Source organism: Pseudonocardia ailaonensis, from assembly GCF_039531635.1.
Taxonomy (GTDB): domain Bacteria; phylum Actinomycetota; class Actinomycetes; order Mycobacteriales; family Pseudonocardiaceae; genus Pseudonocardia; species Pseudonocardia ailaonensis.
The window spans coordinates 1-24084 of record NZ_BAAAQK010000037.1; the positions used below are offsets into that span (position 1 = coordinate 1).

The 24084-nt window shown below is 74.4% G+C and carries 23 protein-coding genes; 12 read left to right on the plus strand and 11 right to left on the minus strand.

What is annotated here, in order from left to right:
- The first annotated feature begins 22 nt into the window (after nt 1–22).
- The 4 genes from ABD324_RS36810 to ABD324_RS36825 are packed head-to-tail and all read left to right on the plus strand — an operon-like array spanning nt 23 to nt 6808.
- Nucleotides 23–2320 (plus strand): phosphoketolase family protein, encoded by a 2298-nt coding sequence (locus ABD324_RS36810; protein WP_344428501.1) that lies wholly within the window; start codon nt 23–25, stop codon nt 2318–2320.
- The gene (locus ABD324_RS36815; RefSeq protein ID WP_344428436.1) at nt 2317–3327 is read left to right on the plus strand and encodes an acetate/propionate family kinase; all 1011 of its coding nucleotides are present in this window, start codon (nt 2317–2319) and stop codon (nt 3325–3327) included. The genes ABD324_RS36810 and ABD324_RS36815 overlap by 4 nt, the downstream gene beginning before the upstream one ends.
- Nucleotides 3328–5175: an aspartate-alanine antiporter-like transporter gene (locus ABD324_RS36820; protein WP_344428439.1), complete on the plus strand. Its 1848-nt coding sequence runs from the start codon at nt 3328–3330 to the stop codon at nt 5173–5175. It begins immediately after the preceding gene.
- A 7-nt stretch (nt 5176–5182) separates the two neighbouring features.
- Entirely contained in the window at nt 5183–6808 is a 1626-nt protein-coding gene (locus tag ABD324_RS36825) for a bifunctional aspartate transaminase/aspartate 4-decarboxylase (protein ID WP_344428442.1), read from the plus strand.
- 23 nt (nt 6809–6831) lie between these two features.
- Here the strand turns inward: ABD324_RS36825 and ABD324_RS36830 are convergent, their stop codons facing one another.
- The 3 genes from ABD324_RS36830 to ABD324_RS36840 are packed head-to-tail and all read right to left on the minus strand — an operon-like array spanning nt 6832 to nt 9328.
- Nucleotides 6832–7476: a 3-oxoacid CoA-transferase subunit B gene (locus ABD324_RS36830; RefSeq protein ID WP_344428445.1), complete on the minus strand. Its 645-nt coding sequence runs from the start codon at nt 7474–7476 to the stop codon at nt 6832–6834.
- Entirely contained in the window at nt 7473–8150 is a 678-nt protein-coding gene (locus ABD324_RS36835) for a 3-oxoacid CoA-transferase subunit A (protein ID WP_344428448.1), read from the minus strand. Before ABD324_RS36835 ends, ABD324_RS36830 begins: the two co-directional genes overlap by 4 nt.
- Entirely contained in the window at nt 8147–9328 is a 1182-nt protein-coding gene (locus tag ABD324_RS36840) for a thiolase family protein (RefSeq protein WP_344428452.1), read from the minus strand. Before ABD324_RS36840 ends, ABD324_RS36835 begins: the two co-directional genes overlap by 4 nt.
- 84 nt (nt 9329–9412) lie before the next feature.
- Between ABD324_RS36840 and ABD324_RS36845 the strand changes: the two genes are divergently transcribed.
- Entirely contained in the window at nt 9413–10294 is an 882-nt protein-coding gene (locus ABD324_RS36845; protein WP_344428455.1) for a LysR family transcriptional regulator, read from the plus strand.
- Between the two features lie 76 nt (nt 10295–10370).
- Here ABD324_RS36845 and ABD324_RS36850 read toward each other — a convergent pair whose 3' ends face one another.
- The gene (locus tag ABD324_RS36850) at nt 10371–11471 is read right to left on the minus strand and encodes a carboxylate-amine ligase (protein WP_344428458.1); all 1101 of its coding nucleotides are present in this window, start codon (nt 11469–11471) and stop codon (nt 10371–10373) included.
- On the minus strand, nt 11461–11688 hold the full coding sequence (locus ABD324_RS36855) for a hypothetical protein (RefSeq protein WP_344428460.1): 228 nt from the start codon (nt 11686–11688) through the stop codon (nt 11461–11463). Before ABD324_RS36855 ends, ABD324_RS36850 begins: the two co-directional genes overlap by 11 nt.
- An 81-nt stretch (nt 11689–11769) precedes the next feature.
- Between ABD324_RS36855 and ABD324_RS36860 the strand changes: the two genes are divergently transcribed.
- Nucleotides 11770–12438, plus strand: a complete 669-nt coding sequence (locus ABD324_RS36860; RefSeq protein ID WP_344428463.1) for a DUF1990 family protein — start codon at nt 11770–11772, stop codon at nt 12436–12438.
- 4 nt (nt 12439–12442) lie between these two features.
- Here the strand turns inward: ABD324_RS36860 and ABD324_RS36865 are convergent, their stop codons facing one another.
- The 3 genes from ABD324_RS36865 to ABD324_RS36875 all read right to left on the minus strand — a co-directional run bounded on the left by ABD324_RS36865 (nt 12443) and on the right by ABD324_RS36875 (nt 15684).
- Complete coding sequence (locus ABD324_RS36865) at nt 12443–13129, minus strand: DUF1990 family protein (RefSeq protein WP_344428466.1); 687 nt, start codon at nt 13127–13129, stop codon at nt 12443–12445.
- A gap of 141 nt (nt 13130–13270) precedes the next feature.
- A complete protein-coding gene (locus ABD324_RS36870; RefSeq protein WP_344428469.1) occupies nt 13271–15052 on the minus strand; it encodes a SpoIIE family protein phosphatase in 1782 nt (593 codons plus the stop codon).
- Nucleotides 15053–15342: 290 nt separating this feature from the next.
- Complete coding sequence (locus ABD324_RS36875; RefSeq protein ID WP_344428472.1) at nt 15343–15684, minus strand: ATP-binding protein; 342 nt, start codon at nt 15682–15684, stop codon at nt 15343–15345.
- Nucleotides 15685–15991: 307 nt separating this feature from the next.
- On the opposite strand from ABD324_RS36875, the gene ABD324_RS36880 reads away from it, so the two are divergent.
- Entirely contained in the window at nt 15992–16147 is a 156-nt protein-coding gene (locus ABD324_RS36880) for a hypothetical protein (protein WP_344428474.1), read from the plus strand.
- Nucleotides 16148–16234: 87 nt separating this feature from the next.
- Here ABD324_RS36880 and ABD324_RS36885 read toward each other — a convergent pair whose 3' ends face one another.
- The 3 genes from ABD324_RS36885 to ABD324_RS36895 are packed head-to-tail and all read right to left on the minus strand — an operon-like array spanning nt 16235 to nt 19247.
- Nucleotides 16235–17452: a glycosyltransferase family 2 protein gene (locus tag ABD324_RS36885; RefSeq protein WP_344428477.1), complete on the minus strand. Its 1218-nt coding sequence runs from the start codon at nt 17450–17452 to the stop codon at nt 16235–16237.
- Entirely contained in the window at nt 17446–18375 is a 930-nt protein-coding gene (locus tag ABD324_RS36890) for a glycosyltransferase family protein (RefSeq protein WP_344428480.1), read from the minus strand. The genes ABD324_RS36885 and ABD324_RS36890 overlap by 7 nt, the downstream gene beginning before the upstream one ends.
- On the minus strand, nt 18372–19247 hold the full coding sequence (locus ABD324_RS36895; protein ID WP_344428483.1) for a glycosyltransferase: 876 nt from the start codon (nt 19245–19247) through the stop codon (nt 18372–18374). The genes ABD324_RS36890 and ABD324_RS36895 overlap by 4 nt, the downstream gene beginning before the upstream one ends.
- A 250-nt stretch (nt 19248–19497) precedes the next feature.
- Here ABD324_RS36895 and ABD324_RS36900 point away from each other — a divergent pair, with 250 nt between their 5' ends.
- From ABD324_RS36900 to ABD324_RS36920, 5 genes are all read left to right on the plus strand, one after another.
- On the plus strand, nt 19498–20430 hold the full coding sequence (locus ABD324_RS36900) for a WcbI family polysaccharide biosynthesis putative acetyltransferase (protein ID WP_344428486.1): 933 nt from the start codon (nt 19498–19500) through the stop codon (nt 20428–20430).
- A 139-nt stretch (nt 20431–20569) separates the two neighbouring features.
- On the plus strand, nt 20570–21652 hold the full coding sequence (locus ABD324_RS36905; protein ID WP_344428489.1) for a glycosyltransferase: 1083 nt from the start codon (nt 20570–20572) through the stop codon (nt 21650–21652).
- Nucleotides 21649–22728 (plus strand): glycosyltransferase, encoded by a 1080-nt coding sequence (locus tag ABD324_RS36910; RefSeq protein ID WP_344428492.1) that lies wholly within the window; start codon nt 21649–21651, stop codon nt 22726–22728. Before ABD324_RS36905 ends, ABD324_RS36910 begins: the two co-directional genes overlap by 4 nt.
- Entirely contained in the window at nt 22725–23477 is a 753-nt protein-coding gene (locus ABD324_RS36915) for a glycosyltransferase family 2 protein (RefSeq protein WP_344428495.1), read from the plus strand. The genes ABD324_RS36910 and ABD324_RS36915 overlap by 4 nt, the downstream gene beginning before the upstream one ends.
- Nucleotides 23478–23590: 113 nt before the next feature.
- The coding region (locus tag ABD324_RS36920; protein WP_344428498.1) for an AI-2E family transporter at nt 23591–24084 on the plus strand (494 nt) is incomplete at its 3' end.

Below are 24084 nucleotides of genomic sequence, written 5' to 3' on the forward strand. Positions count from 1 at the left end.
CTCACCGTCTCGCTGCCAGCCCATCACGGCCGCTCCGGACCGGCCCACGCAGTCTCACAGTCAGATCTATCTGCTGGACAACCCGCTGCTGCGGGAGCCGCTCGTGCCCGAGCACGTCAAACCGCGGCTGCTCGGGCACTGGGGCACCACCCCGGGGCTGAACCTGCTCTACGCGCACCTGAACCGGGCGATCAGGGACCGGGACCTGAACGCGCTCTTCGTGACCGGGCCCGGGCACGGCGGCCCCGGCCTGGTCGCGAACGCCTACCTCGAAGGCACCTACTCCGAGATCTACTCGTCGATCGGTGAGGACGAGGACGGGCTGCGGAAGCTGTTCCGCCAGTTCTCCTTCCCCGGCGGGATCCCCTCGCACGTCGCGCCCGAGACCCCGGGCTCGATCCACGAAGGCGGCGAGCTCGGGTACGCCCTGCTGCACGCCTACGGCGCGGTCTTCGACAACCCCGATCTCCTGGCGCTCTGCGTCGTGGGGGACGGCGAGGCCGAGACCGGTCCGCTGGCCGCGAGCTGGCACGCGAACAAGTGGATCGACCCGCGCCGGGACGGCACCGTGCTCCCGGTCCTGCACCTCAACGGCTACAAGATCGCCAACCCGACGATCCTCGCCCGCATCCCGGAGTCCGAGCTGGCGGAGCTGATGCGCGGCTACGGCTACGCGCCCCGGTTCGTCACCGGCGACGAGCCGTCGGCGGTGCACGAGGAGCTCGCCGCCACCCTGGACGAGGTGCTCGACGAGATCGCCGCGATCAAGGCCGACCCGCCCGCGACCCGCCCGGCCTGGCCGATGATCGTGCTGCGTACCCCCAAAGGCTGGACCGGGCCCCGCGAGGTCGACGGCAAGCAGGTCGAGGGCACCTTCCGCGCCCACCAGGTCCCGCTGGCCGGCACCCGCACCGACGCGGGGCACCGCGCCCAGCTCGAGGAGTGGATGCGGTCCTACCGACCGGAGGAGCTGTTCGACGACGGCGGCCGGCTGCTCCCCGAGCTGCGCGCGCTCGCCCCGGAGGGCACCCGCCGGATGAGCGCCAACCCGCACACCAACGGCGGTCTGCTCCTGCGCGACCTGGCCCTGCCGGACTTCCGCGACTACGCCGTGGCCGTCGCGCGGCCCGCCTCCGACGTCAGCCCCGCCACCACGGTGCTGGGCGAGTTCCTCCGCGACGTCATCGCCGCCAACACCGACCGGTTCCGGCTCTTCGGCCCGGACGAGGTTGCGTCCAACCGGCTGCAGGCGGCCTTCGAGGTGACCGACCGGGCATGGAACGCCTCGGTGGTCGAGGGCGACGAGCACCTCGCCCCCGACGGCCGGGTCATGGAGGTGCTCTCCGAACACCTGTGCCAGGGCTGGCTGGAGGGCTACCTGCTCACCGGCCGCCACGGGCTGTTCACCAGCTACGAGGCCTTCATCCACATCGTCGACTCGATGCTCAACCAGCACGCCAAGTGGCTCAAGACCACGCGCCACATCCCCTGGCGCGCACCGATCGCGAGCCTGAACTACCTGTTGTCGAGCCACGTGTGGCGCCAGGACCACAACGGCTTCTCCCACCAGGATCCCGGCTTCCTCGACCACGTGATCAACAAGAAGGCGGAGATCACCCGCGTCTACCTGCCACCGGACACCAACACGCTGCTGTCCACGATGGACCACTGCCTGCGGTCCCGGCACTACGTCAACGTCGTCGTGGCGGGCAAGCAGCCGCAGCTCACCTACCTGACGATGGACGAGGCCATCGCGCACTGCGCCCGCGGCCTGGGGATCTGGGACTGGGCGTCGAGCACCGAGGGGGAACCCGACGTCGTGCTCGCCTGCTGCGGGGACATCCCCACCCTGGAGACCCTCGCGGCCGCGGCCCTGCTGCGCGAGCACCTGCCCCAGCTGAAGGTCCGGGTGATCAACATCGTGGACCTGATGCGGCTGCAGCCGTCGTCCGAGCACCCGCACGGCATGGACGACAACGAGTTCGACGCCCTGTTCACCCCGGACAAGCCGATCGTCCTCGCCTTCCACGGCTATCCCTGGCTGATCCACCGGCTCACCTACTCCCGCCGCAACCACGCCAACCTGCACGTGCGCGGGTACAAGGAGGAGGGCACGACCACCACCCCGTTCGACATGGTGATGCTCAACGACCTCGACCGCTTCCACCTGGTCATGGACGTGATCGACCGCGTCCCCGCCCTCGGCTCGAAGGCCGCGACCCTGCGCCAGCGGATGTCCGACGCCCGCCATGCCGCCCGCGCCTACACCCGCGAGCACGGCGAGGACGATCCCGCGATCGCGAACTGGAAGTGGGAGTGAGGGTTCTCGTCGTCAACGCCGGCTCGTCGAGCCTCAAGCTGCGGCTCGTCGGGCCGGACGACACCGTCGAGCGCACGGCCGACTCCCTCGACGGGATCCGGGACTGGCCCGCGCCGGACGCGGTCGGGCACCGGGTCGTGCACGGCGGCACCCGGTTCACCGATCCCGTCGTCGTGGATCACGACGTGCGCCGGGCACTCGACGAGCTGACCGCGCTCGCCCCGCTGCACCAGCCGAAGTCCCTCGACGGGCTCGACGCCGTGTCCGGGCAGTTCCCGGACGTCCCCGCGGTGGCCTGCTTCGACACCGCCTTCCACACCACCATCCCGGAGGCTGCCGCGACCTACGCCGTGCCCGCGCACTGGCGGGAGCGGTACGCGATCCGCCGCTACGGCTTCCACGGGCTCTCCCACGCCTGGTGCTCGCGACAGGTCGCCGCGCGGACCGGGGCGCGGCGGATCGTCACCGCCCACCTCGGGGCCGGGGCGTCGCTGTGCGCGGTGCTCGACGGCCGCAGCGTCGACACCACCATGGGCTTCACCCCCCTGGAGGGCCTGGTCATGGCGACCCGGTCCGGGAGTGTCGATCCCGGGCTCGTCCTCTGGCTGGAGGAGCACGAAGGACTCTCGCCGCACGAGGTGGCCGAGACCCTGGAGAAGCGCTCCGGCCTGCTCGCCCTCGCCGGCACCGCCGACCTCCGGGAGATCGGGCCGGACTCGCTCGCCATGGCCGTCTACGTGCACCGGATCGCCGCCGGGATCGCCGCGATGGCCGCCTCCACCGGCGGCCTCGAGGCGCTCGCCTTCACCGGCGGGGTCGGCGAGAACTCCACCGTGGTCCGCACGATGGTCGCCGCTCGCCTGGCCTTCCTCGGCGTCGCGGTCGCCGAGGGAGCGGAGGGCGAGATCACCGCTCCCGGCGCGACGGTCCGCACGCTCGTCGTCCCGGCCCGCGAGGACCTGGAGATCGCCCGCGGGGTCCGCACCGCGCTCGGCCGGGCGTCCTGAATGGACTGGGTCGCGCGGGCCCTGCTGGGGCACTCCGAGATCGCGGTGGTGCTCGCCGTCGGCCTCGGCTTCGCGCTCGGCCGGCTGCGGTACCGGTCGATCTCCCTCGGGGCGATCACCGGCACCCTGATCGTCGGTGTGCTGCTCGGCGCGGTGATCACCGTCGACCGCGCGGACGGCACGGTGACGACCCTGTCGGTGGACGGCCCGGCCAGGAACATCTTCTTCCTGCTGTTCCTGTTCGCCCTCGGGATCCGGCTCGGCCCGCAGTTCGTCGCCGGGCTGAAGGGCACCGGCGCGCCGCAGGCGGTGTTCGCCGCGCTGCTCGCGGTGGTCGGGGTCGGGACCGTCGTGGTGCTCGCCGCGGTGATGGGCCTCGATCCCGGCCTCGCCGCGGGGATCGCCGGCGGCGGGCTGACCCAGTCCGCGGTCGTCGGCGTCGCGCAGGGGTCCATCGCCGGGCTGGCGCAGGATCCGGCGACGATCGAGGAGTGGATGGACCTCGTCCCGGTCGCCTACGCCGTGACGTACCTGTTCGGCACCATCGGCACCGCCCTGTACTGCGCGAACCTCGCCCCGAGGCTGCTCGGCATCCGCGACCTCCCCGCCGCCGCGGCCGCGCTGGAACACCGGCTCGGGCTGGCGCAGACCTCCCCCGACGTGCAGACGGCCTACCTGGACGTCACCCGCCGCGCCTATCGGCTCACCGCCCTGCCGCCCGGTGTCACCACGGCCGGCGACCTCGAACGCCACCTCGCCACAGGCGACCACCACGCCTACGTGGCCAGGATCCGCCCCGCGGCCGGCGGCGCGGGCCCCGCCACAGCCGCTGCCACCGCCCTCGGCCCCGGCGGCGCGCGCCCGGCGCCCGGCACCGTCGCCGGCCCCGGAACCGATCCCGGCACCGGTGGGGGCGCCGGCTCCGGCACCGCCGCGACTCCGGCCGACGCAACCCCGCAGACCCCGCTGACCGTCGGCGCCACCGTCGTCCTGACCGCCCGCCGGATCGACGTGTTCGCCCCGGCGCTGGCCGGCCTCGCCGAGGAGGTCGACGACCCGGAGCTGCTGGGCTTCGCGATCGAGGACCTGTGGATCGTGGTCTCGCACCGCGGTGCCGGCCGGACCGTCGGCGCGCTGCGGACGGAGTTCCGCCGCATCTACCTGCGCGGACTGCGCCGCAGCGGCCACGACCTGCCCCTCGGCGACGCCGTCGTCCTCCGGGCGGGCGACGAGGTGCGGCTCCAGGGCCCGCTCCCCCTGCTGGAGTCGGTGATCCCGCTGGTCGGGCACGCCGAACGGGCGGGCACCGAGTCGAGCATGGTCGTGCTCGGACTGGGCATCGCGGCAGGCGCCCTGATCGGCGTTCCCGCCCTGCGCGCCGGCGGGATCCCGGTCGGCCTCTCCACCAGCGTCGGTGCCCTGCTCGTAGGCCTGCTGGTCGGCTGGCTCCGCACCCGCCGTCCGCTGCTGGCCCGGATCCCGCCCGCCGCGGACTGGTTCCTCGAGTCCGCCGGGCTCGCGTTCTTCATCGCCATGGTCGGGATCTCGGCGGGGCCGTCGTTCGTGTCCGGGCTGGCCCGCCACGGCGTGGGCATCCTGCTCGCCGGGATCGTCGTCACCCTCGTCCCGCTGCTGGTCATGACCCTGTTGGCCCGCTGGGTGTTCCGCTTCGATCCCGTGATCGCGCTCGGCGTGCTGGCCGGGTCGCGCTCGTCGTCGCCGGCCGCGGGAGCGCTGCGGGACGCCTCCCGCAGCGCGGTGCCCATGCTCGGCTACACCGTCCCGTACGCCGTGGCGAACATCGTCCTGACCATCGGTGGCGCGGTCGTCGTCGCCCTGACCGCGTGAGGTTCTGATGGCCGAGATCGGCCGCGAGGACATCCGGGCACTCCAGACCCTGTCCCCGTTCGAGCTCAAGGAGAAGCTGCGCGAGATCGCCGGCGAGCACGAGGGGCGCACCGCCTTCCAGCTGCTCAACGCCGGCCGCGGGAACCCGAACTTCACCGCCCCCACGCCCCGGGAGGCGTTCTTCCGGCTCGGCTTCTTCGCCCTGGAGGAGTGCCGCGCGCACATCACCTGGGATCCCGAGCTCGTCGGGGTCCCGCAGCAGTCCGGGATCGCCGGGCGGTTCCGCGCCTGGCTCACCGCGCACGCCGGGGAGAGCGGCGTCGACCTCCTGCAACGGGTCCTGGACTGGGGCGTCGACGACTGCGGCTACGACCCGGACTCGTTCGTCTGGGAGCTCGCCGACTCGGTGATCGGTGACCACTACCCCACCCCCGACCGGATGCTGCGCCACGCGGAGGACGTCGTGCGCCGCTACCTCTCCCGGGAGATGGGCACCGGCCCGATGGACCTGTTCGCGGTCGAGGGCGGCACCGCCGCCATCTGCTACATCCTCGACACGCTCGTGCGGAACCGGCTGCTCCGGCCCGGCGACCGGGTCGCGATCATGACCCCGATCTTCACCCCGTACCTGGAGATCGCCCGCCTCGCCGAGTACGGCTTCGATCTCGTCCGCCTCCACGCCGAGCCCGGCACCTGGCAGTACCCCGACGCCGAGATCGACAGGCTGCGCGACCGCACCGTCAAGGCGCTGCTCTGCGTGAACCCCACCAACCCGCCGTCGGTGTCCCTGAGCTCGGAGACCCTGGAACGGATCGCCGCGGCCGTCGAGGAGAATCCCGATCTCGTCGTCGTGACCGACGACGTCTACGGCACCTTCATCGACGGCTTCACCTCGCTCGCCGCGCACGTCCCCCGCAACAGCGTGCTCGTCTACTCCTTCTCCAAGTACTTCGGCGCCACCGGCTGGCGGCTCGGCGTGATCGGCGTCGCCCCGGACAGCGTGCTCGACGAGCTGCTCGCCCGGCTCCCCGAGCCGGACAAGCAGGCACTCGACGCCCGCTACTCCACGCTCACCCTCACCCCGCGGGCCCTCCGGTTCGCCGACCGCCTCGTGGCCGACTCCCGCGACGTCGCGCTCAACCACACCGCCGGGCTCTCCCTGCCCCAGCAGCTGCAGATGCTGCTCTTCGCCGCCTACTGCCTGCTCGACCACGCGGACCACTACAAGCAGCAGGCCCAGGCCCTCCTCCGCCGCCGCCTCGGCGACCTCCTCGACGGCATGCGGATCACCCTGCCCGAGGACCCCCTGCGCGTCGGCTACTACGTCGAGCTCGACCTTCTCGGCTACGCGCAGGACCACCACGGACCCGAGCTCGTCGCGTTCCTGCAGGCCACCTACGAGCCCACCGACATCCTCTTCCGCCTCGCCCGCCAGACCGGCGTCATCGCCCTGGGCGGCGGCGGCTTCGGCGGCCCGGCCTGGTCCGTCCGCCTGTCCCTCGCCAACCTGCGCGACCACGAGTACGCCGAGATCGGCCGCGCCGTCCGCACCGTCGCCGAGGAGTACGTCGCCGAGTGGCGAGCCTCGCGGACCTCGACCGGGGCACGAGACGACCCCTCCCGGGACGGGTGAGCCGCAGCGAGGAGACGGCGCGGCTAGGAGACGGCGAGTGGGCTCAGCCGCGCGGAGATCTCCGCCGCCGAGATCCCGCAGAGTTCGAGGGCACGGACGCCGCCGGAGCCCACCTCGAACGTGCCCAGGTCGGTGTAGACGCGGTCGATGCAGCCGAGCCCGGTGAGCGGGTAGGTGCACTCGGGGACGATCTTGGGCCGGCCCTGCTTGTCGAACAGGGTCATCATCACCCAGACCCGTTTGGCGCCGATGGCGAGATCCATGGCGCCGCCGACGGCGGGGATCGCGTCCGGTTCCCCGGTGTGCCAGTTCGCGAGATCCCCGGTGGCGGAGACCTGGAAGGCCCCCAGCACGCAGACGTCGAGGTGACCGCCGCGCATCATGGCGAAGGAGTCCGCCTGGTGGAAGTAGGAGGCGCCCGGAAGCTCCGTGACCGGCACCTTGCCCGCGTTGATCAGGTCGGGATCGATGTCCTCGCCGTGGGCGGCCGGGCCCATGTTGAGCATGCCGTTCTCGGTGTGCAGCACCACGCCCGAGCCCGGGGGCAGGTGATCGGCGACGAGAGTCGGCTGGCCGATGCCCAGGTTCACGAACGCTCCGCCGGGGTGCGCGTCGGCGATGTCGCGGGCGATCGCCGCGGCGATCTCGTCCTTCGTCCGGGGGCTCATCCGGTCGCGCCCCGCTCCACCGGCACGATCCGGTCGACGTAGATGCCGGGGGTCACGACCGCCTCCGGGTCGAGCGTCCCGGTCTCGACGACCCGGTCGACCTGGACCGCGACCGTCGCCGCGGCCGTGGCCATCACCGGCCCGAAGTTCCGCGCGGTCCTGCGGTACACCAGGTTCCCCATCCGGTCGGCGACATGCGCCTTGATCAGGGCGAGGTCTCCCCTGACGGGGTACTCGAGGACCTGGACGCGGCTGTCGATCTCGCGGGTCTCCTTGCCCTCCGCCAGCGGCGTACCCGCACCGGTCGGCGTGAAGAACGCCCCGATCCCCGCCCCGGCGGCCCGGAGCCGCTCGGCGAGGTTGCCCTGGGGCACGACCTCGAGCTCGATCCGGCCGGAGCGGTAGAGCCCGTCGAACACCCACGAGTCGACCTGGCGGGGGAAGGAGCAGATGACCTTCCGCACCCGCCCCGCCGCCAGCAGTGCGGCCAGGCCGGTGTCGCCGTTGCCCGCGTTGTTGGACACCACGGTGAGGTCCATGGCGCCCTGGCGGATCAGGGCGTCGACCAGGTCGACGGGCATGCCGGCCATGCCGAACCCACCGACCAGGACCGTCGCGCCGTCCGCCGTCCCGGCGACCGCCTCGTCGTGGTCCGCACAGATCCGGGCTGTCACGAGACGTTCTCGAGCACCACGGCCAGCCCCTGCCCGACGCCGATGCAGATCGCGGCGACCCCCCACCGCTCCCCCGACTCCACGAGCCGGGCGGCGAGGGTGCCGAGCACCCGGGCCCCCGAGGCCCCCAGCGGATGGCCGATGGCGAGCGCCCCACCCTTGGCGTTCACGATGTCCGGATCCACCTTCCAGGCATCCACGCAGGCCAGGGACTGCACCGCGAACGCCTCGTTCAGCTCGACGGCCGACACGTCCGACCAGCCGATGCCGGCCCGGCCCAGCGCCCGCTCGGCGGCCTCGACCGGCGCGAAGCCGAAGTCCTGCGGATCGAGGGCGTGGACGCCACGGCCCGCGACCCGGGCGATCGGGTCGGTCCCGATCCGCGCCGCGGCGGCCTCGGATCCGAGCAGGACCGCGGCGGCACCGTCGTTGAGCGGGCTCGCGTTGCCCGCGGTGATGGTCCCGTCGGGGCGGAAGGACGGCTTCAGCCCGGCGAGCTTCTCCGGGGTGGAGCCGTCGCGGATGCTCTCGTCCCTGGCCAGCTCGGCCCCGGGGACGTCGACGACGAGGCCGTCGTAGAAGCCCGCGGCCCACGCCTCGGCAGCGAGCCGGTGCGAGCGGGCCGCGAACTCGTCCTGCCGTTCGCGCGAGATCCCGAACCGGTCCCCGAGCCGCTCGTTGCACTCCCCCAGCGACACGGTCCACTCGGCCGGCATCCGGGAGTTCACCAGCCGCCACCCCAGCGTCGTCGACACCGCGGTCGCGTCCCCGGCCGGGAACGCCCGGGACGGCTTCGGCAGCACCCACGGCGCACGGGTCATCGACTCGGCTCCCCCGGCGACCACGACATCGGCGTCGCCGGCCTCCACGGCCCGCGAGGCCTGGATCGCCGCGTCGAGCGACGAGCCGCACAGCCGGTTGACCGTGGTGGCGGGCACCGAGGTGGGCAGCCCGGCGAGCAGCACCGCCATCCGCCCGACGTTCCGGTTGTCCTCCCCCGCCTGGTTCGCGCTGCCCCAGAAGACGTCGGCGATCTCGGCCGGGTCGAGGCCCGGCGTCCTGGCCAGGACGCCCGACAGTGCGGTCGCGGCCAGGTCGTCCGGCCGGACCTCCGCGAGCGCTCCTCCGAAGCGTCCGAACCGGGTGCGTGCGCTCGCGTACAGGTAGCTGGACGTCATACCCGCCACGGTAGGAACGCCGGACCCATCACGTCCAATACTCGTTTCGCTCCCATTCATAAGCAGCATGCATAGAATGAGTCGGTGGAGCTCCGACACCTGCGGTCGTTCGTCGTGCTCGCCGAGGAACGCCACTTCGGCCGCGCCGCGGCTCGGCTGCACATCGCCCAGCCCGCGCTGTCGCAGCAGCTGCGCCAGCTGGAGCACGAGGTCGGTGCGCGCCTGATGGAGCGGTCGACCCGGCGCGTTTCCCTCACCGAGGCCGGCCGACTCCTCCGGACCCGCGCCCACGAGATCATCCACACCGTCGACCGGACCGCCGACGACATCGGCCTGCTCGCGGCCGGCCGGGCCGGAAGGGTCCGCCTCGGGTTCGTCGGCACCGCCACCTACGACGTCCTTCCCCGTGTCGCACAACGGATCCGGGCCGAGCTACCCGATCTCGAGCTGGACCTGCGCGGGGAGCTTCTCGGCCCGGCCCTGCTCGACGCGCTGCGAGCCGACGAGCTCGACCTCGCCGTCGTGCGACCGGGCGATCTCCCGCTCGACGACCTCGCCACCGTCCCGCTGCGCGAGGAACCTCTCGTCGTCGTCCTGCCCAGCGGACACGCGCTGGCCGACGCGCGCGAGGTGCGGCTCGCCGACCTGGCGGGGACACCCGTGATCACCCACCCCTCGGGCCGGCGCTCGAGCATGCAGCCGCTCGTCCTGGAGACCTGCCGCAGAGCAGGCCTTGATCCCGACGTCATCGAGATCGGCGAGACCGGCACCCTCGTGGTCTTCGTGGCCGCAGGGCTCGGCTTCGGGCTCGTGCCGGCATCGGTGCGCGCCCTGCGGCTCGACGGCGTGGTCTACCTGCCCCTGGCCGACGAGACGGTGCGCGTGCCGCTGGTCCTCGCCTACCGCCCGGATCCGGCTCCGGCCGTACGGCGGGTCGCCGCGCTGGTCAGCGACGTCGTCCACTAGCCGGTCCCGCCGCCCCGCCTGCCCGGCCGACGTCTCGGATCGCTCCGCACCGCCGCCCTCCGGCCGGCGGCGTCGCTCAGCGCGCGACGGTCGCGTCCGTGATCACCGCGCGCAGGTCGCCCGTCTCGGCGTACACGGCCTGCTGCCGGTCCGCGCCGGTCCCCCGCGCGGTCACCGCCGCCACCAGCTCCCGCACCACCGTCAGGTCCCCGGCGTCCTCGAGCGCCTCGCTCACGTGCGCGACGAGCCGCCCCACGACCGTCCCCGCCCCCGCCGGACGACCGGTCGTGGGATCGACCAGCTCGCCCGCCAGGCCGGTGCGCGCCGCCTGCCACGTGTGCAGCCGCAGCTCCTCGGTCCGCACCGGATCGGGCTCCCGGCCCGCCCGCCACTCCCGCACCGCGGTCTCCACGAGCCCGCGGGCCAAAGCCGCGACGAGCACGGCGTCGTCCCGGTCGCGGCAGACGTCCGCGATCCGGATCTCCAGGGTCGGATGCCGCCGGGAGACGCGGGCGTCGAAGTAGAGCATGCCGTCGTCGACCAGGGTCTCCGTGGCGAGCATCGCCTCGGTCACCCGGCGGTACTCCGCGGCCGAGCCGAAGATCCCGTACGGGCCGGCCGAGGGCCACCGCGACCACACCTGGCTGCGGAAGCTCGCGTAGCCCGAGGCCTCGCCCGCCCAGAACGGCGAGTTCACCGAGAGGGCGAGCAGCGGCGGGAGCCACGGCCGGATCCGGTCGAGCGCGGCGACGGCCTCCTCCTCGTCCGCGACGCCGACGTGGACATGGCAGCCGCACGTCAGCTGTTCGCGACCGGTGAGGGCGAAACGTTCCACGACCTGCTGGTTGCGGGCCTTCGGGAAGGCCGTCGGCTCGACCGGCAGCGGGTAGGTACCCAGCGGGGCCACGGCCGCTCCCATCGCGTCCGCGGCCGTCGCCGCGTGGGCGCGGGTGCGGCCGAGCTCCGCGGCCAGGTCGGCCAGCTCGGAAAGGGGCCGGGTCCCGGTCTCGAGCTGCTCGGAGTGCAGCTCCGCCTCGAGCCCGGACCCGTCGCCCGGGTCCTCCGTCCCGCCGTCGAGCCGCAGGACGGTGGCGGCGATCGCCCGCGCCGCACCGTCGTCCGGGTCGACGAGCAGGAACTCCTCCTCGATGCCGAGGCTGCGCGGTTCAGTGCCCACCCTTCTCCACCTGCCGGACGGAGTCGCCGATCAGCCAGATCGTCGACGGCCACAGCCCGACGAACAGGGCGCGCCGCTCGGCGTTGCCCCGCTCTTCCTGGCTGACGGTCTTGGCCCGCAGCCACAACCCGATGCAGAGCCCCACCGATCCCAGGGAGGCCGCCTGCAGGTGGATCGCGCGCACGCCGGCGCGGTGCAGCAGAGTTCCGATGGTCACCCCGGTAGGTTCCCGCTCCGCCGGGTATCCATGCCCGTGCAGCTGACCCGGTCTCCCCGTCCACATGGTGACCGCCGCCGCGTGGCCGCCGTCGTGCGCTGGCCGATCGGCATCGCGGTGGTCTCGTGGCAGTACCTCTGGAACACCGTCGCGATCCATCGCACCGAGGAGGAGGGCGACGGTTCCGACCTGCCCGATCCCGTCCCGGACGGCCGGCTCGACGACCGGGTCCAGACGGTCGAGGACGGCTACGGCCCGCTGCTGCACCGCCACTACTCGGTGCGGATCGCCGGCGGCTGCAGTGCCGAGGACCTGATGGGCCGCATGGCATCCGACCCCAACCGCTGGGCGCCGACGGGCATGTCGGTGTTCCGGCGCACCCGCGGCGCGTCCGGGTCGATGACGGTCGGCGACGAGCTCGTGGTCCGGCTCCCGGGTCCGTGGAACGGCCCCGTGCGGGTGATCGCCTCCGGCCCGCGGGGGTTCCGGCTCGCGACCCTGCGCGGGCACCTCGAGGCCGGGCAGATCGAGTTCCGCGCCGAGCCGCACGGGTCCGGCACCGAGTTCGTGATCGAGTCCTGGGCGCGACCGGGCGACCGGCTCTCGCACCTGCTCTACAACCGCCTGCTGCTGGCCAAGGAGGTGCAGCTGGTGATGTGGACGCGGTCGTGCCTCGGCGCCGTCGCGCTGTCCGGCGGCCGCCGCGACGGCGGCCTGAAGGTGCACACGCGCAGGGTCGCCCTCGGCTGAGGCCTCAGCGCGCGCCGGCGTCCACGACCCGGACGGTCCACGCCTCGAACCGGCCCGGACGCGATCCCGTCGGGGCACGGACCACGCCGTCGGGACCCGGTTCGGGCACCGGCGACGGGTCCCGGACCAGGTGTCGCAGGCGCCGCAACGCGTTGCGGTAGAAGCGTTGCTGCGTGTGCCGCCCGAACACCCGGAAGCCCAGGCGCAGGACCGGGTTCGGGATCGGGGCCCGCCGCGAGTGGGCGATGATCCGGAACTCGACCCGGCCCGTGTCCAGCGCCTTGGCCACCTCGTAGGTCAGCCGGCCCTGCTCGATGTGCCCCTCCAGGGTCTGGTACGACCAGCCGACCCGGCGCTCCCGGCCGTCCGTCTCGTCGTGCCGGTCGGTGACACGCACCCCCATGAGCAGGCGCAGCAGCAGGAACCGGCCCTCCAGCACCATCACCCGGCCCAGCAGGTCGCCCGGGGCGCGGAACGCCGCCCGCACGATCGCGGGATCGCTGAACTCGTAGCTGTTCACGAGGTCGCCGGCCCGCTCGAAGAGGCCGCCCACGAGCGGCTCGCCCGGCGGCTCGTCGCCCAGGTGGACCACCCGTCGGTCCTGGTGCCAGCCCGCGGTGACCCGGGGCGGGGCCGTCGACTCGTCGTAGTTCACCGGCCGCTCGGCCAGGTCGTCGAGTAGCCGGACCACCGGATCCGGTCGGGGGGCGGGTCGGTTCCGGGCGCGGCGGGCGAGGGGCACACCCGGGTGTACCCGTCGTGGCGCCGACGACCCCCGATGCGTCCGGGCCTCCCGTCGCGGGTCGGTGCACGCCCCGGATGCCGGGCCCGCTCAATCCCGGGGGACGAGGACCTCCGGACCCGCCTCGGACGGGCGAGGTCGGTCCTCACGGTGTGCACGCAGGGCGAGGAGGGCGACGTCGTCGCCTCGCTGGTCCCCGACCTCGGCCAGGAGCGCGTCGCAGAACTCCTCCAGCGGAAGTCCCGCGTGGCGGCGGGCCGCCTCCTCGAGCCAGCCGAACCCCTCGTCGAGATCGGCTCCCCGCCGCTCGACGAGCCCGTCGGTGTAGAGCAGCAGGGTGTCACCGGGGAAGATGTCGACCGTGTGGTCGGTCCGGCGGCAGTCCGGGTCGGCGCCCAGGAGCAGGTCGGGTGGAGTGCTCAGCAGGCCGGGCGTGCCGGCGGCGCTGATCAGCAGGGGCGGCGGGTGCCCGGCGTTGACCCAGCGGAACCGCCGCAGCCCGCGCGAGGTGTGGTCCGCGGTCTGCTCGACCCTGCCCAGCACGGCGGTGGCGATGGTGCCGACGGACAGCTGCCGGATCGCGCCGTCGAGCTCCCCGATGACCGCGGCCGGCGACTCCCGGAGGGCGTAGGCGATGCCGCGCAGCAGGTTGCGCAGCTGCCCCATCGCCGCGACGGCGTTCCGGTCGTGGCCGGCCACGTCGCCGATCACCACCGACAGGGCCCCGTCGCGCGACAGGAACGCGTCGTACCAGTCGCCACCGACCTGGGTGTCCGCCGTCGCGGGCACGTACCGTACGGCCAGCTCGAGGTGATCGGGTTCGAACGGCCGGGTGAGCAGGCTGCGCTGCAGCGTCTCCGACATGCGCCGGGTCTCGGCCGCGGCCTGCCGCTCCACCTGGCGCCTGCGCGCCCTGGCCAGCGCCTGCGCGGCGTAGCCGGCGATGGTGGTGATCGTGACCAGGTCCGCAGGCTCGATCTCCCGGACCGTGTGCCATCCCAGCATGAACGACCCGACGGGGCCCGCCGGCCCGGGTAGGGGCACGGCGACGACCGCCTCGAGCCGCAGATCGGCATGCAGCCGGCGGGCCGGCTCGGGATGGAAGCGGTCGAACTCGGCCCGGCTCGGGAAGAACACGATCCGGTCCTCCCGGACCGCGGTCACGGTGGGCAGCGACGAGCCGAGCTCGTACCTCGTCCATTGGCCCGCGGGCCCGGCCGGGAACTGGGGGTCCTGCAACCGCAGGACCGTGCCGTCGTCCTCGAGCAGGCTGAGCCCGACGTAGTCCGGCGCCAGCTCGCTGTGGACCAGCAACCCGATCCGGTCCCGCACGCCGTCGACCGTCATCGCCTCGGAGAACGACTGCGAGGCGTCGAGGAGCGTCCGGGACCGGGCGAAGGCACGGCGCAGCTCCGCGTCGAGCTGGTCGCGCCGACGGCGTTCCTGCTGGGCGTCGACCTTGGCGAGCCTCAGGCGCAGCTCCGTCGAACATGCCGCGGCCAGGTCGCCCAACAGCTCCAGGTGCTCCTCGTCCCAGTTGCGGGGGCGGGTGTCGATGGCGCACAACGAGCCCAGGACGTTGCCCTGCTCGTCGGTCAGCGGGATCCCGGCGTAGGCGAGGACACCCAGGTCGAGCACCGCCAGGTTGTCCCGGACCAGGTCGTGGTCGCGGGCGTCGGCGATGACCAGCGGCTTCGCCGAGGAGACGACGTGCTGGCAGAACGAGTGCGTCAACGGCGTCGACCGTCTCGACGCCCACGGCTCCGGGAGCCCCGTCATCCCGGGGAACACCTGCTCGTCCCGGCGGACCAGCGACACGAGCGCCACCGGCACCCCAAGCAGCCGGCGGACCCGTGCGGCGAAGGCCTCCATGACCGGATCGGAGGCGCGGCTGAGCCCGGTGGCGGCCAGGGCCTCCAGCCGCTCCGGATCACAGAGCCCGCCGTCCTCGTTCAGCGCCCGCCCACCCCCTTCGACGACTCTCGACGCCTACGCCGATCAGGTGGGGCGAGTATGCCTCTCCCGCGGACGGGCGGCAGAGGGTCTCGACATTGTTGGGCCGTTCGGTCCACCGGGCCGCCCGGACGATCAGGTGCCGGCAGTCGAACTCCGGCTCGGAGCGCGACAGGACGCCGCACCCGCGGGTCGCGCGGCGCCCGGGATCACAGGCTCGCCCAGACCGTCTTGCCGTCCGTCCTCCGGGTGACACCCCACTCCGCCATCGCGGTGACGATCTGCAGCCCACGGCCGCGGACACCGCCCAGGCGCGATCGCCCGATCGTCAGGGCGGCGGCGGGGTCACGATCGTCGACCTCGACGTGCAGTCCGTCGTCCTCGACGAGGTCGATCCGCACGGTGCCACGGCCACCGCCGTGCTCCACCGCGTTGGTCACCAGCTCGGTGCACACCAGCTGGGCGTTGATCATCAGATCCTCGCCGGCGACGTTGGCGCGCAGCCATCGGCGAATTCCGGGCAGGCACGTGGCGTCCACGAAGGACAGCACGAACGTCCGTCGCCCTGCGCCCGATCGACCCATCGCGCCGCACCCCCTCCGACGACCCGCCGGTGGAGCACCGGGACCGCCTCGCCCGGTGGCTACCCGGACCCCGGCGGTTCACCCATCGCCGGGCCGGGTCACGGCGCCCCATCGCCCGCCCCGGCCGGGTGGCCCGTTCCGCGCGGATGCCGCACCCGAGTGGCAACCGGCCCATCGTCCTGCGGCGCAACGGGCGATCTTGCGGCCACATCCTGCAGACCGCGGGGACGGCCTCTAGCTTTCGCTCACCCTCTGTGAAAGGACATTTCCCCCCATGATCGTTCTCGGTCTCATCCTCCTCCTGATCGGCTGGTTGGCCGGCATCTCGATCCTGTACTACATCGGCGGCATTCTCCTCGTCGTCGGCGTGGTCCTCCTCGTCCTCGGGAGCATCGGCCGGCCTGTCGCCGGCCGTAAAGTCTGGTTCTGACCGCACGCCGGGAGCCGAGAGCATCTGCGCCGCGAGGCGACCGGCTCTCGGCAGGCGGGGCCGCGGGGACGGAGGCCATGGCCGAGGTCACCGGAGCAGCGGGTCGACCCGGACGACCGCACGTCCGAAGGCCGGATCGAGGCCGGTGGCGCGCCGACGGCCCCGTCCCAGGGCCCGGGTCGTGGTGAGGATCGCGACCGGCTCGCCGGCGGGCCCGCTCGCCCGGACCTCGCCGAGATCGTGGGTCACCGCCTCGCGCAGCATCAGCTCGACGGTACGGGCCGGCAGGGGGCTCCTCACGAGGAGCCGCGCGCGGGCCCGGCGGAGCTGGTCGGGCGTCCACGGCTCGTGTTGCACCGTGCCGGGGTAGAGCTCCCCCAGCGCACGGATCCGGAGGTCGCGGTGTGTCTGGGCGAGCAGCGCCTGCACCGTCCGCGCGACGTCCGGTGTGGACGGATCGGCGTCGAGATCGACCAGGACGTCGGGCACCGGGCCCGGCGGGGCGGCTCCACGGGTGATCGGCTCGGGCACCAGAGCGGCGAGCCGGCGGGACTCGAGGTCCTTGCGCGCGCGGTCCTCCGCCCGGCCCGCCCAGTCGGGGCCGTCGTGCCAGCCGACCGCGGCGCGTTCGTGGACCAGCACCGCGCCCGCGTTCCAGGCCCGGTAGCCCAGGTCCCAGTCCTCGCCGCCGTAGCCGACGAAGCGCTCGTCGAAGCCGCCGAGATCATCGAACAGGCTGCGGCGCAAGGCCATCAACGCACTGATCACGTAGCGGAAGCTCCGTCCGTCGGCGTCGAGCAGGTCGCGGGTGGCCCGGTAGCCCTCGGTGAGCCAGCCGGGCTCGGAGAGCCGGGGCGCCGTCGCCGGATCGCCGCCCGGCGGGAGGTCGCGGAGATCGGCGTGCCGGCGCCGGCCGACGGCGAGCACGTCGGCGCATCGGGCGACGGTGCGGGTCAGCGCGGCCAGGAACCCCGGTTCGGGGACCGTGTCCGCGTCGAGGAAGACGAGCACCTCGCCCGTCGTGTGCCGGGCACCGAGGTTGCGCGCGGCGGCGGCGCGGAACCCGCGGTCGGGCTGGGTGACGACCCGCACGCCGGGCGCCGGCTCCGGTGGACGCCGCGACCCGTCGTCGGCGACGACGATCTCGTGCGGCGGCAGGGTCTGGCGGCCCAGGGCGTGGAGGGTGCGGGCCAGCTGCGCGGGCTGCTCGTAGTGGCAGACCACCACGCTGACCTGCGGCGTCGGGACGGGGACGCCGTCGAGGAGGTCCCAGCGGTTGTGCGGGACGGGACGGTCGGTCAGCACGACGCGCGCTCATAGGCCCGGTGGTGCAGCGCGCCGACGTCCGGCCAGCCCGGTGGGTCGGCGCGGGTGTCCCCGGCGCCGGCGATCGCCGCCGCGAGCCCACCCGGTTCGTGGAGCCTGATGTGGCGCGGGTGGTCCTCGGCGATCTCCTGCGCGTAGGCGCCGCGCGTCGCGAACGGCACCCGCCCGCAGGCGATCCAGGTCAGCAACGACCCGCTGGCGCTGACCCCACGGTTCGGGGCCACCGGCACGGTCGCGGCGCGGGCGGCCGCGACCAGGTCGGCGTCACCGAGGGGCCCGGTGAGGACGAGCTCGACGCCGGCCGCCGCGGCCCGGTCACCCAGCTCCATCCACAGTGGCTCGTGGCCCGGGCTGACCGCACCGGCCGCGACCACCCGTGGCGGCCGGGTCTGCGCGGCAGCCGCGGCGATCGCCTCGGCGTGGCCCTTGCCCGGGTACACGAATCCCAGCACGACGACGGTCGGGCGGTCGGCCCACGCGGGCCGCGGACCGGGCGCCCCGACCGAGGGCAGCGGGAGCGGGATGACCGACGGATCGGCTCCGAACGCCCGGGCCTTCGCCGCCTCGTGCCGCGCCGAGACGATCACCAGGTCGGCCCGGACGGCCACCCGCCGGTACCCGGCGGTTCGCCGGGCGTCGCGGCGCGGGTCCGGGTCGGCGCCGGGGAGATCGTGGAGGGTCACGACCAGCGGCCGCGGGAGCGCCGCCGCGCGGCGCTCGAACGCGTCCGCGGCGGTGGCCACGTCCGGACCCCAGAGGGCGTCGGTGAACTGGGCGTGGGTGAGGTCGGCGGGGCCGGACCGGCCGGACCGGGCCGAGGCCTCCACGAGCTCGGCCACCCGGGCCGCATGGCGGCGGACCCCGTGCCCGGGCGGGCCGGGGGCCTCGACGTGCACCCTCATCCGGCCACCCGGGCGTAGAGCTCCTCGTGCGCCGCGGCGATCGCGTGCCGCTGCCGCAGCCGCTCCCCGGGATCGGCGCGCCACCGCGGGCGTTGCTCGTACGCCCGGCGGACCGCGGCGGCGAGCGAGCGGGGATCCGGCCCGTCGGCGGTGAGCCGGTAGGTCAGGCACGGGGCCTGCTCCCGGTAGTGCCCGGTCTCGGGCGCGAGGACGGGGGTGCCGAGATCGTGGCAGGTCTCCAGCCAGCCCGAGTGCGTCCCCCACCGGTAGGGCAGCACGGACAGGTCGAGCTCCTGCAGGTAGTCCCACAGCTCGGGGTCGGTGAAGGGGCGATGAACCCGTACCTCGGACGTGCCGCGCAGGGCGGCCGCCGCGGCCCTTCCGCGGTCGTCGTCGTGGGCGTCGACGCGGACGCTGGCGCCGGGCAGGTCGCGGACCGCCTCGACGAGGGCGAGCGCGACCCCGACCGGGTCGCTGTTGGTCCGGACGCTCTTGGCGTGCACCCCCACGGTGAAACCCCGCCGCCGAGGCCGTGCGGTGCGGGCGCGAAGGGCAGGGACCACGGGCGGGTGCGGGATCACCACCGGCCGCACGCCCCACCGCCGCTCGATCTCGGCCGCGGCGCCTGCGGTGAGGGTGACGAGCGCGGCGGCGGCCGGGACCAGGACGTCGAGGGCCGCGGTGTGCGCGGCCGGCTCACGATGGTGGGGGTTGCGCAGGTCGTGCACGGTGAGCACGAGCGGGCGGCGGACCTCGTCGAGCCCCGCGACGAGGTCGTGCAGCTGGGCCGGGGACCGGCCGTCGAAACCGAAGTGGAGGTGGAAGACGTCGAACGCGCCGGCGTGGTCGCGGACCCACCGGGGCTCGAGCATCGGCGGCGGCCACCACTGCCCCGCAGGAGCCCCCGGTACGGGCGGATCCGGCAGCCGGACAACGGGATCGGGCCCGTCCGGCCGGGCGATGCCCCGGACGTAGGGGTGACCGGCGGGGACGGAGGCAACACGCACAGCCGCCGAGATGCCCGCACCGGCCGGGCCGAAACCCGGGGGTGCCGCAGGCGACCGGCCTCCGACACCGATGCCAGGGCGCGCGGGCGCTCCGCCCGCCCCGCACGATGACCGCATGCCCGACCACGCTCGACACCTCCACTACGGCGGGTTCTACGGGCTGCGGCCGCTCCCGCCCGGCCCGCTCGCCCTGGTCCACGGCAACTGCCAGGCCGAGTCGCTGCGCGTACTGCTGGCCGGGTCGGCCACCTTCCCGGCCCGGGCCGTGCGGATCCCGCCCGTCCACGAGCTCGAGCGCGGTGACCTCCCCCACCTGCGCGCGCTGCTCGCCCGTGCCGCGTTCCTGTTCTCGCAGCCGGTCCGGGACGGGTACCGCGGCCTGCCGCTGGGGACTTCCGAGCTGTCCGCGCACGCCCCGCGGGCGACCGTCGTGCGCTGGCCGGTGATCCGCCATCCGGCGCTGCACCCCTGGTCGGCGATCGTCCGGCACCCGCGCGACCCCGCGGCCGTCCCGCCCGTCGTGCCGTACCACGACCTGCGGGTGCTGGCCGAGGCCGCGGGTCTGCCGCCCGGTCCCGGTCCCGAGGCACTGCGCGAGGTGGGTGCGCGCGGGGTGGCCGAGCTCGCCCGCCGCGAGGCCCGGGACGCCGACGTCGGCGTCTCCGACCTGCTCACCGGTCTCGGCGCCGCCGCCGCCCACACCCTCAACCACCCCGGGAATCCCGTGCTGATCGCGCTGGCCCGCCGGCTGCAGGCCGCCGCCGGGGCGCCGCCCGACGCGGCCGATCCGGGCCGGGAGCTCCTGGGCGGGATCCGGGCCCCGCTCGACGCGGCCGTCGTCGCCGCGCTGGGGCTCGACGCGGAGCCCCGCGCGGGCTGGGAGGTGGACGGCACCCCGGTCTCCCCCGCGACGGTCCATGCCGCGCACCTGAGCTGGTACGCCACCCACCCGGAGTGGATCGACGCCGGCCTGGCCCGCCATGACGAGACCCTGCGGATCCTGGGGCTGCGGGGTTCGACTCGCGGACTCCGGGTAGCCCGCACATGATGAGCGAGTCGGGTTCAGCAGCAGCTCGGACATCGATCCCCGAGGCGGCCGACCCGACACCCCCGAGTCTCCTCGGTCTGCCCCCCATGGCCGAAGGAGCGCTTGCACCCATGACCAGGCACCACCTCTCCACGCGATCGTGACGAGGGAGATCACCCGGCCCGGAACCCGCCGCCGCATCGCCCTCGTCGCCTCCGCGCGCTATCCCATCCGCGAGCCGTTCCCCGGCGGCCTCGAGGCCCACACCTTCCAGCTGGCCCATCGCCTCCGCGGGCGGGGCCACGATGTCGTCGTGTTCGGTGCGTCCGGATCCGACGAGTCCCTCGACGTGCGGTCGATGCCCGCGCTGCCCCCGATCTCGGCGGCGGCGCGCAGTGACGTCGGGATGCCCGCCGACTGGTTCCTCGCCGAGCACCACGCGTACCTGTCGATGCTGCTCGACCTGGGCCGGAACGAGGATTTCGATCTCGTGCACAACAACTCGCTGCACTACCTGCCACTGGCGATGGCACCCAGCCTGCCCGCGCCGGTCCTGACGACCCTGCACACCCCGCCGACGCCCTGGCTCGAGTCCGCGGTGCGCACCGGGGACGCCTCCCGGCTGCGGTTCGCCGCGGTCAGCGCCTACACCGCGGACCAGTGGCGGCCCCTCGGTGCGGACGCGGCCGTGGTGCGCAACGGGGTCGACACCACCGCATGGACCGCCGGACCGGGCGGGGGACGGCCGGTCTGGTCAGGCCGGATCGTCCCCGAGAAGGGTCCCGTCGAGGCGATCCGGGCCGCCCGCACGGCGGGCACCGGGCTGCGGCTGGCCGGTCCGACCCCGGATCGCCGGTTCTTCACCGAGGAGGTCGTCCCCCTGCTCGGCGGGGTGGTCACCTACGAGGGCCATCTCGATCACCGCAGTCTCGCGGCCCTTCTGGGGACCGCGTCGGTCGCCGTCGTCGCGCCGTGCTGGGACGAGCCCTACGGGCTGGTCGTCGCCGAGGCCCTGGCGTGCGGCACCCCCGTCGCGGGGTTCGCCCGCGGCGCGTTGCCGGAGATCCTCACACCCGGGTGCGGGGTGCTGGTGGAGCCCGGCGACGTCGACGCGCTGGCCGTGGCGATCCTGCAGGCCGCCACGCTCGACCGCGCTGCCGCCCGGCGCCGGGCCGAGGCCCACTGCTCCATCGACGCGATGACGGACGGCTACGAAGCCCTCTACGAGCGGATGTGCGCATGATCGCCTACTACGTCCACCACCACGGCAGCGGCCACGTCCACCGTGCGACCGCGATCGCCCGCGCCCTGCGCACCCCGGTCGTCGGCCTGTCCAGCAGGACGATGCCCGAAGGCTGGCCCGGCGAATGGGTCCTCCTCCCCCGCGACGACTCGGACACCGCGCCGGTCGACCCCACGGCGGGCGGCACGCTGCACTGGGCTCCGCTGCACGACACCGGCCTGCGGGACCGGACGGCCGCGATCGGGGCCGTGCTGGCCCGGGACGACGTGCGGCTCCTCGTGGCCGACGTGTCCGTCGAGGTCTGCCTGCTCGCGCGGCTGCACGGGGTGCCGGTCGCGATCATGGCCCAGCCCGGCGACCGCACCGACCGCCCCCACCAGCTCGCCTACGACCTCGCCGCCCGTCTGCTCGCCCCCTGGCCGGCGCGCCCGGACGACTGGCCGGAGTCGTGGCGGGTGAAGACCGTGCACCTGGGCGCGTTCTCCCAGTTCGACGGCCGGCGGCCGGCCGATCCCGATCCACGACGGGTCCTCGTGCTGTGGGGCGGTGGTGGCCTCGACGTCGGCGACGCGCAGGTCCGGGAGGCGGCCGCCGCGATCCCGGACCGCCGCTGGGAGATCGCCGGTCCGGGATCAGCTGCCCCGGGATCCTCCACATCGGACGATCCCCCGAACCTGCTGCGGCTCGGGTGGGTCGACGAGGTGTGGCCCGCGCTGGAGCGGGCCGCGGTCGTGGTCACCCACGCCGGCCAGAACGCCCTCGCCGAGGTCGCCGCCGCCCGCCGGGCCGCGGTGGTGCTCCCGCAGGACCGCCCGCACGGCGAGCAGGTCGCGACCGCCGAGGCGCTGGACCGGGCCGGGCTCGCGGCCGTCGCCACGGCCTGGCCGGCCGGCCCCGAGTGGCCCGGCCTGCTGGCCCGGGCGCAGGAGATCGGCGGGGCCGGTTGGACGGCCTGGTCGACCGGCGGCGGAGCCCGGCGGGCCGCGGCCGAGGTCGACGCCCTCGCCGCACCGCAACCCGACGTCCTCATCGGCCTGGGCCCCGGATCCCCGATGCTCGCCGGGCACGGCGGATGAGGACCGCCGTCGTCACGATCGTCGCCGGGCGGGAGGAGCATCTCCGCCGACAGCAGGAGGCCCTGGCCCGCGGCCCTGCCGTGATCCATGTCGTCGTCGGGATGGCGGCGGCCGGTCCGCTGCCGCTGGCCGAGGCCCGGAACACGGGCGCCGCCATCGCCCTGGCCGACGGCGCCGAGCTGCTGGTGTTCCTCGACGTCGACTGCATCCCGGGACCGGCACTCCTCGACCGCTACGCCGACGCCGCCCGCCGCACCGGGCCGACGCTGCTGTGCGGGCCCGTCACCTACCTGCCGCCCGGCGGGTTCGACCTGGAGCCCGACCCGCATCCCGCCCGGCCGGACCCGCCCGACGGGACGATCCTCCCCGAGACCCGCCGCGAGCTGTTCTGGTCGCTGTCCTTCGCCCTCACCGCACACGCCTGGCGGCGGGCGGGCGGGTTCTGCGAGGAGTACCGGGGCTACGGCGGGGAGGACACCGACTTCGCCCTCACCGCCCGCGACCGTGGTCTCGACATGGCCTGGGTCGGGGGCGCGCACGCCTTCCACCAGCATCATCGGCCGACCCGCCACGATCCGGCCCGGGTGGGCGAGATCGTCGCCAACGCCCGGCTCTTCCGCCACCGCTGGGGCCGGTGGCCCATGGCGGACTGGCTGGCCGACCTCGCCGCGGCGGGTGCCGTGGAGTTCGACCCCGCCCGCAACCACCTGACCGTGCGGGGGAAGCGTGAAACCGGACGAACCGGGTAGCCCCGCCACAGAGCGGTCGGCCCACGGGGCATCGGCCGTTCTCCGCTCCTGACCTCGGCGGAGCCCCGCGTCGCAGTCGCGCCGCGGTCCCTCCACAAGGAGCCCAGCGAACAATGACCAGGCCCGTCCGCGCGCCCGATCCTCGGATGTCCGCGCCCGCACCGGCAGCGGGCGACGTCGGTCCGACCGTGCCCCGGATCCTGCGGGTCAGCGGTGCGATCGCCTGGCGGGTCCTCGCGGTCGCCGGCGCGCTCTACGTCCTGGGGCAGGTCGTGGCGTACCTCGCGGCCATCGTCGTGCCGGTGGCCATCGCGCTGCTCCTCGCCGCTCTCCTGTCGCCGGCCGTCGGCCTGCTCCAGGCGCGGCGGGTCCCGCGCGGCGTCGCGACCGCGCTGGTGGTGGTCGCCGGGCTCGCGGCGCTCGGCGCGATCCTGACCTTCGTCGTCATCACCTTCGTCCGCGGCGTCCCCGCCCTCGCCGCCCAGCTCAGCACCACCGTCGACTCGGTCGTCGGTTGGCTGGCCACCGGGCCCCTGAAGATCGGCCAGGCCCAGCTCGCCGGGATCCAGCAGCAGATCCTCGACACCCTCAACGCGAACCAGGCGGC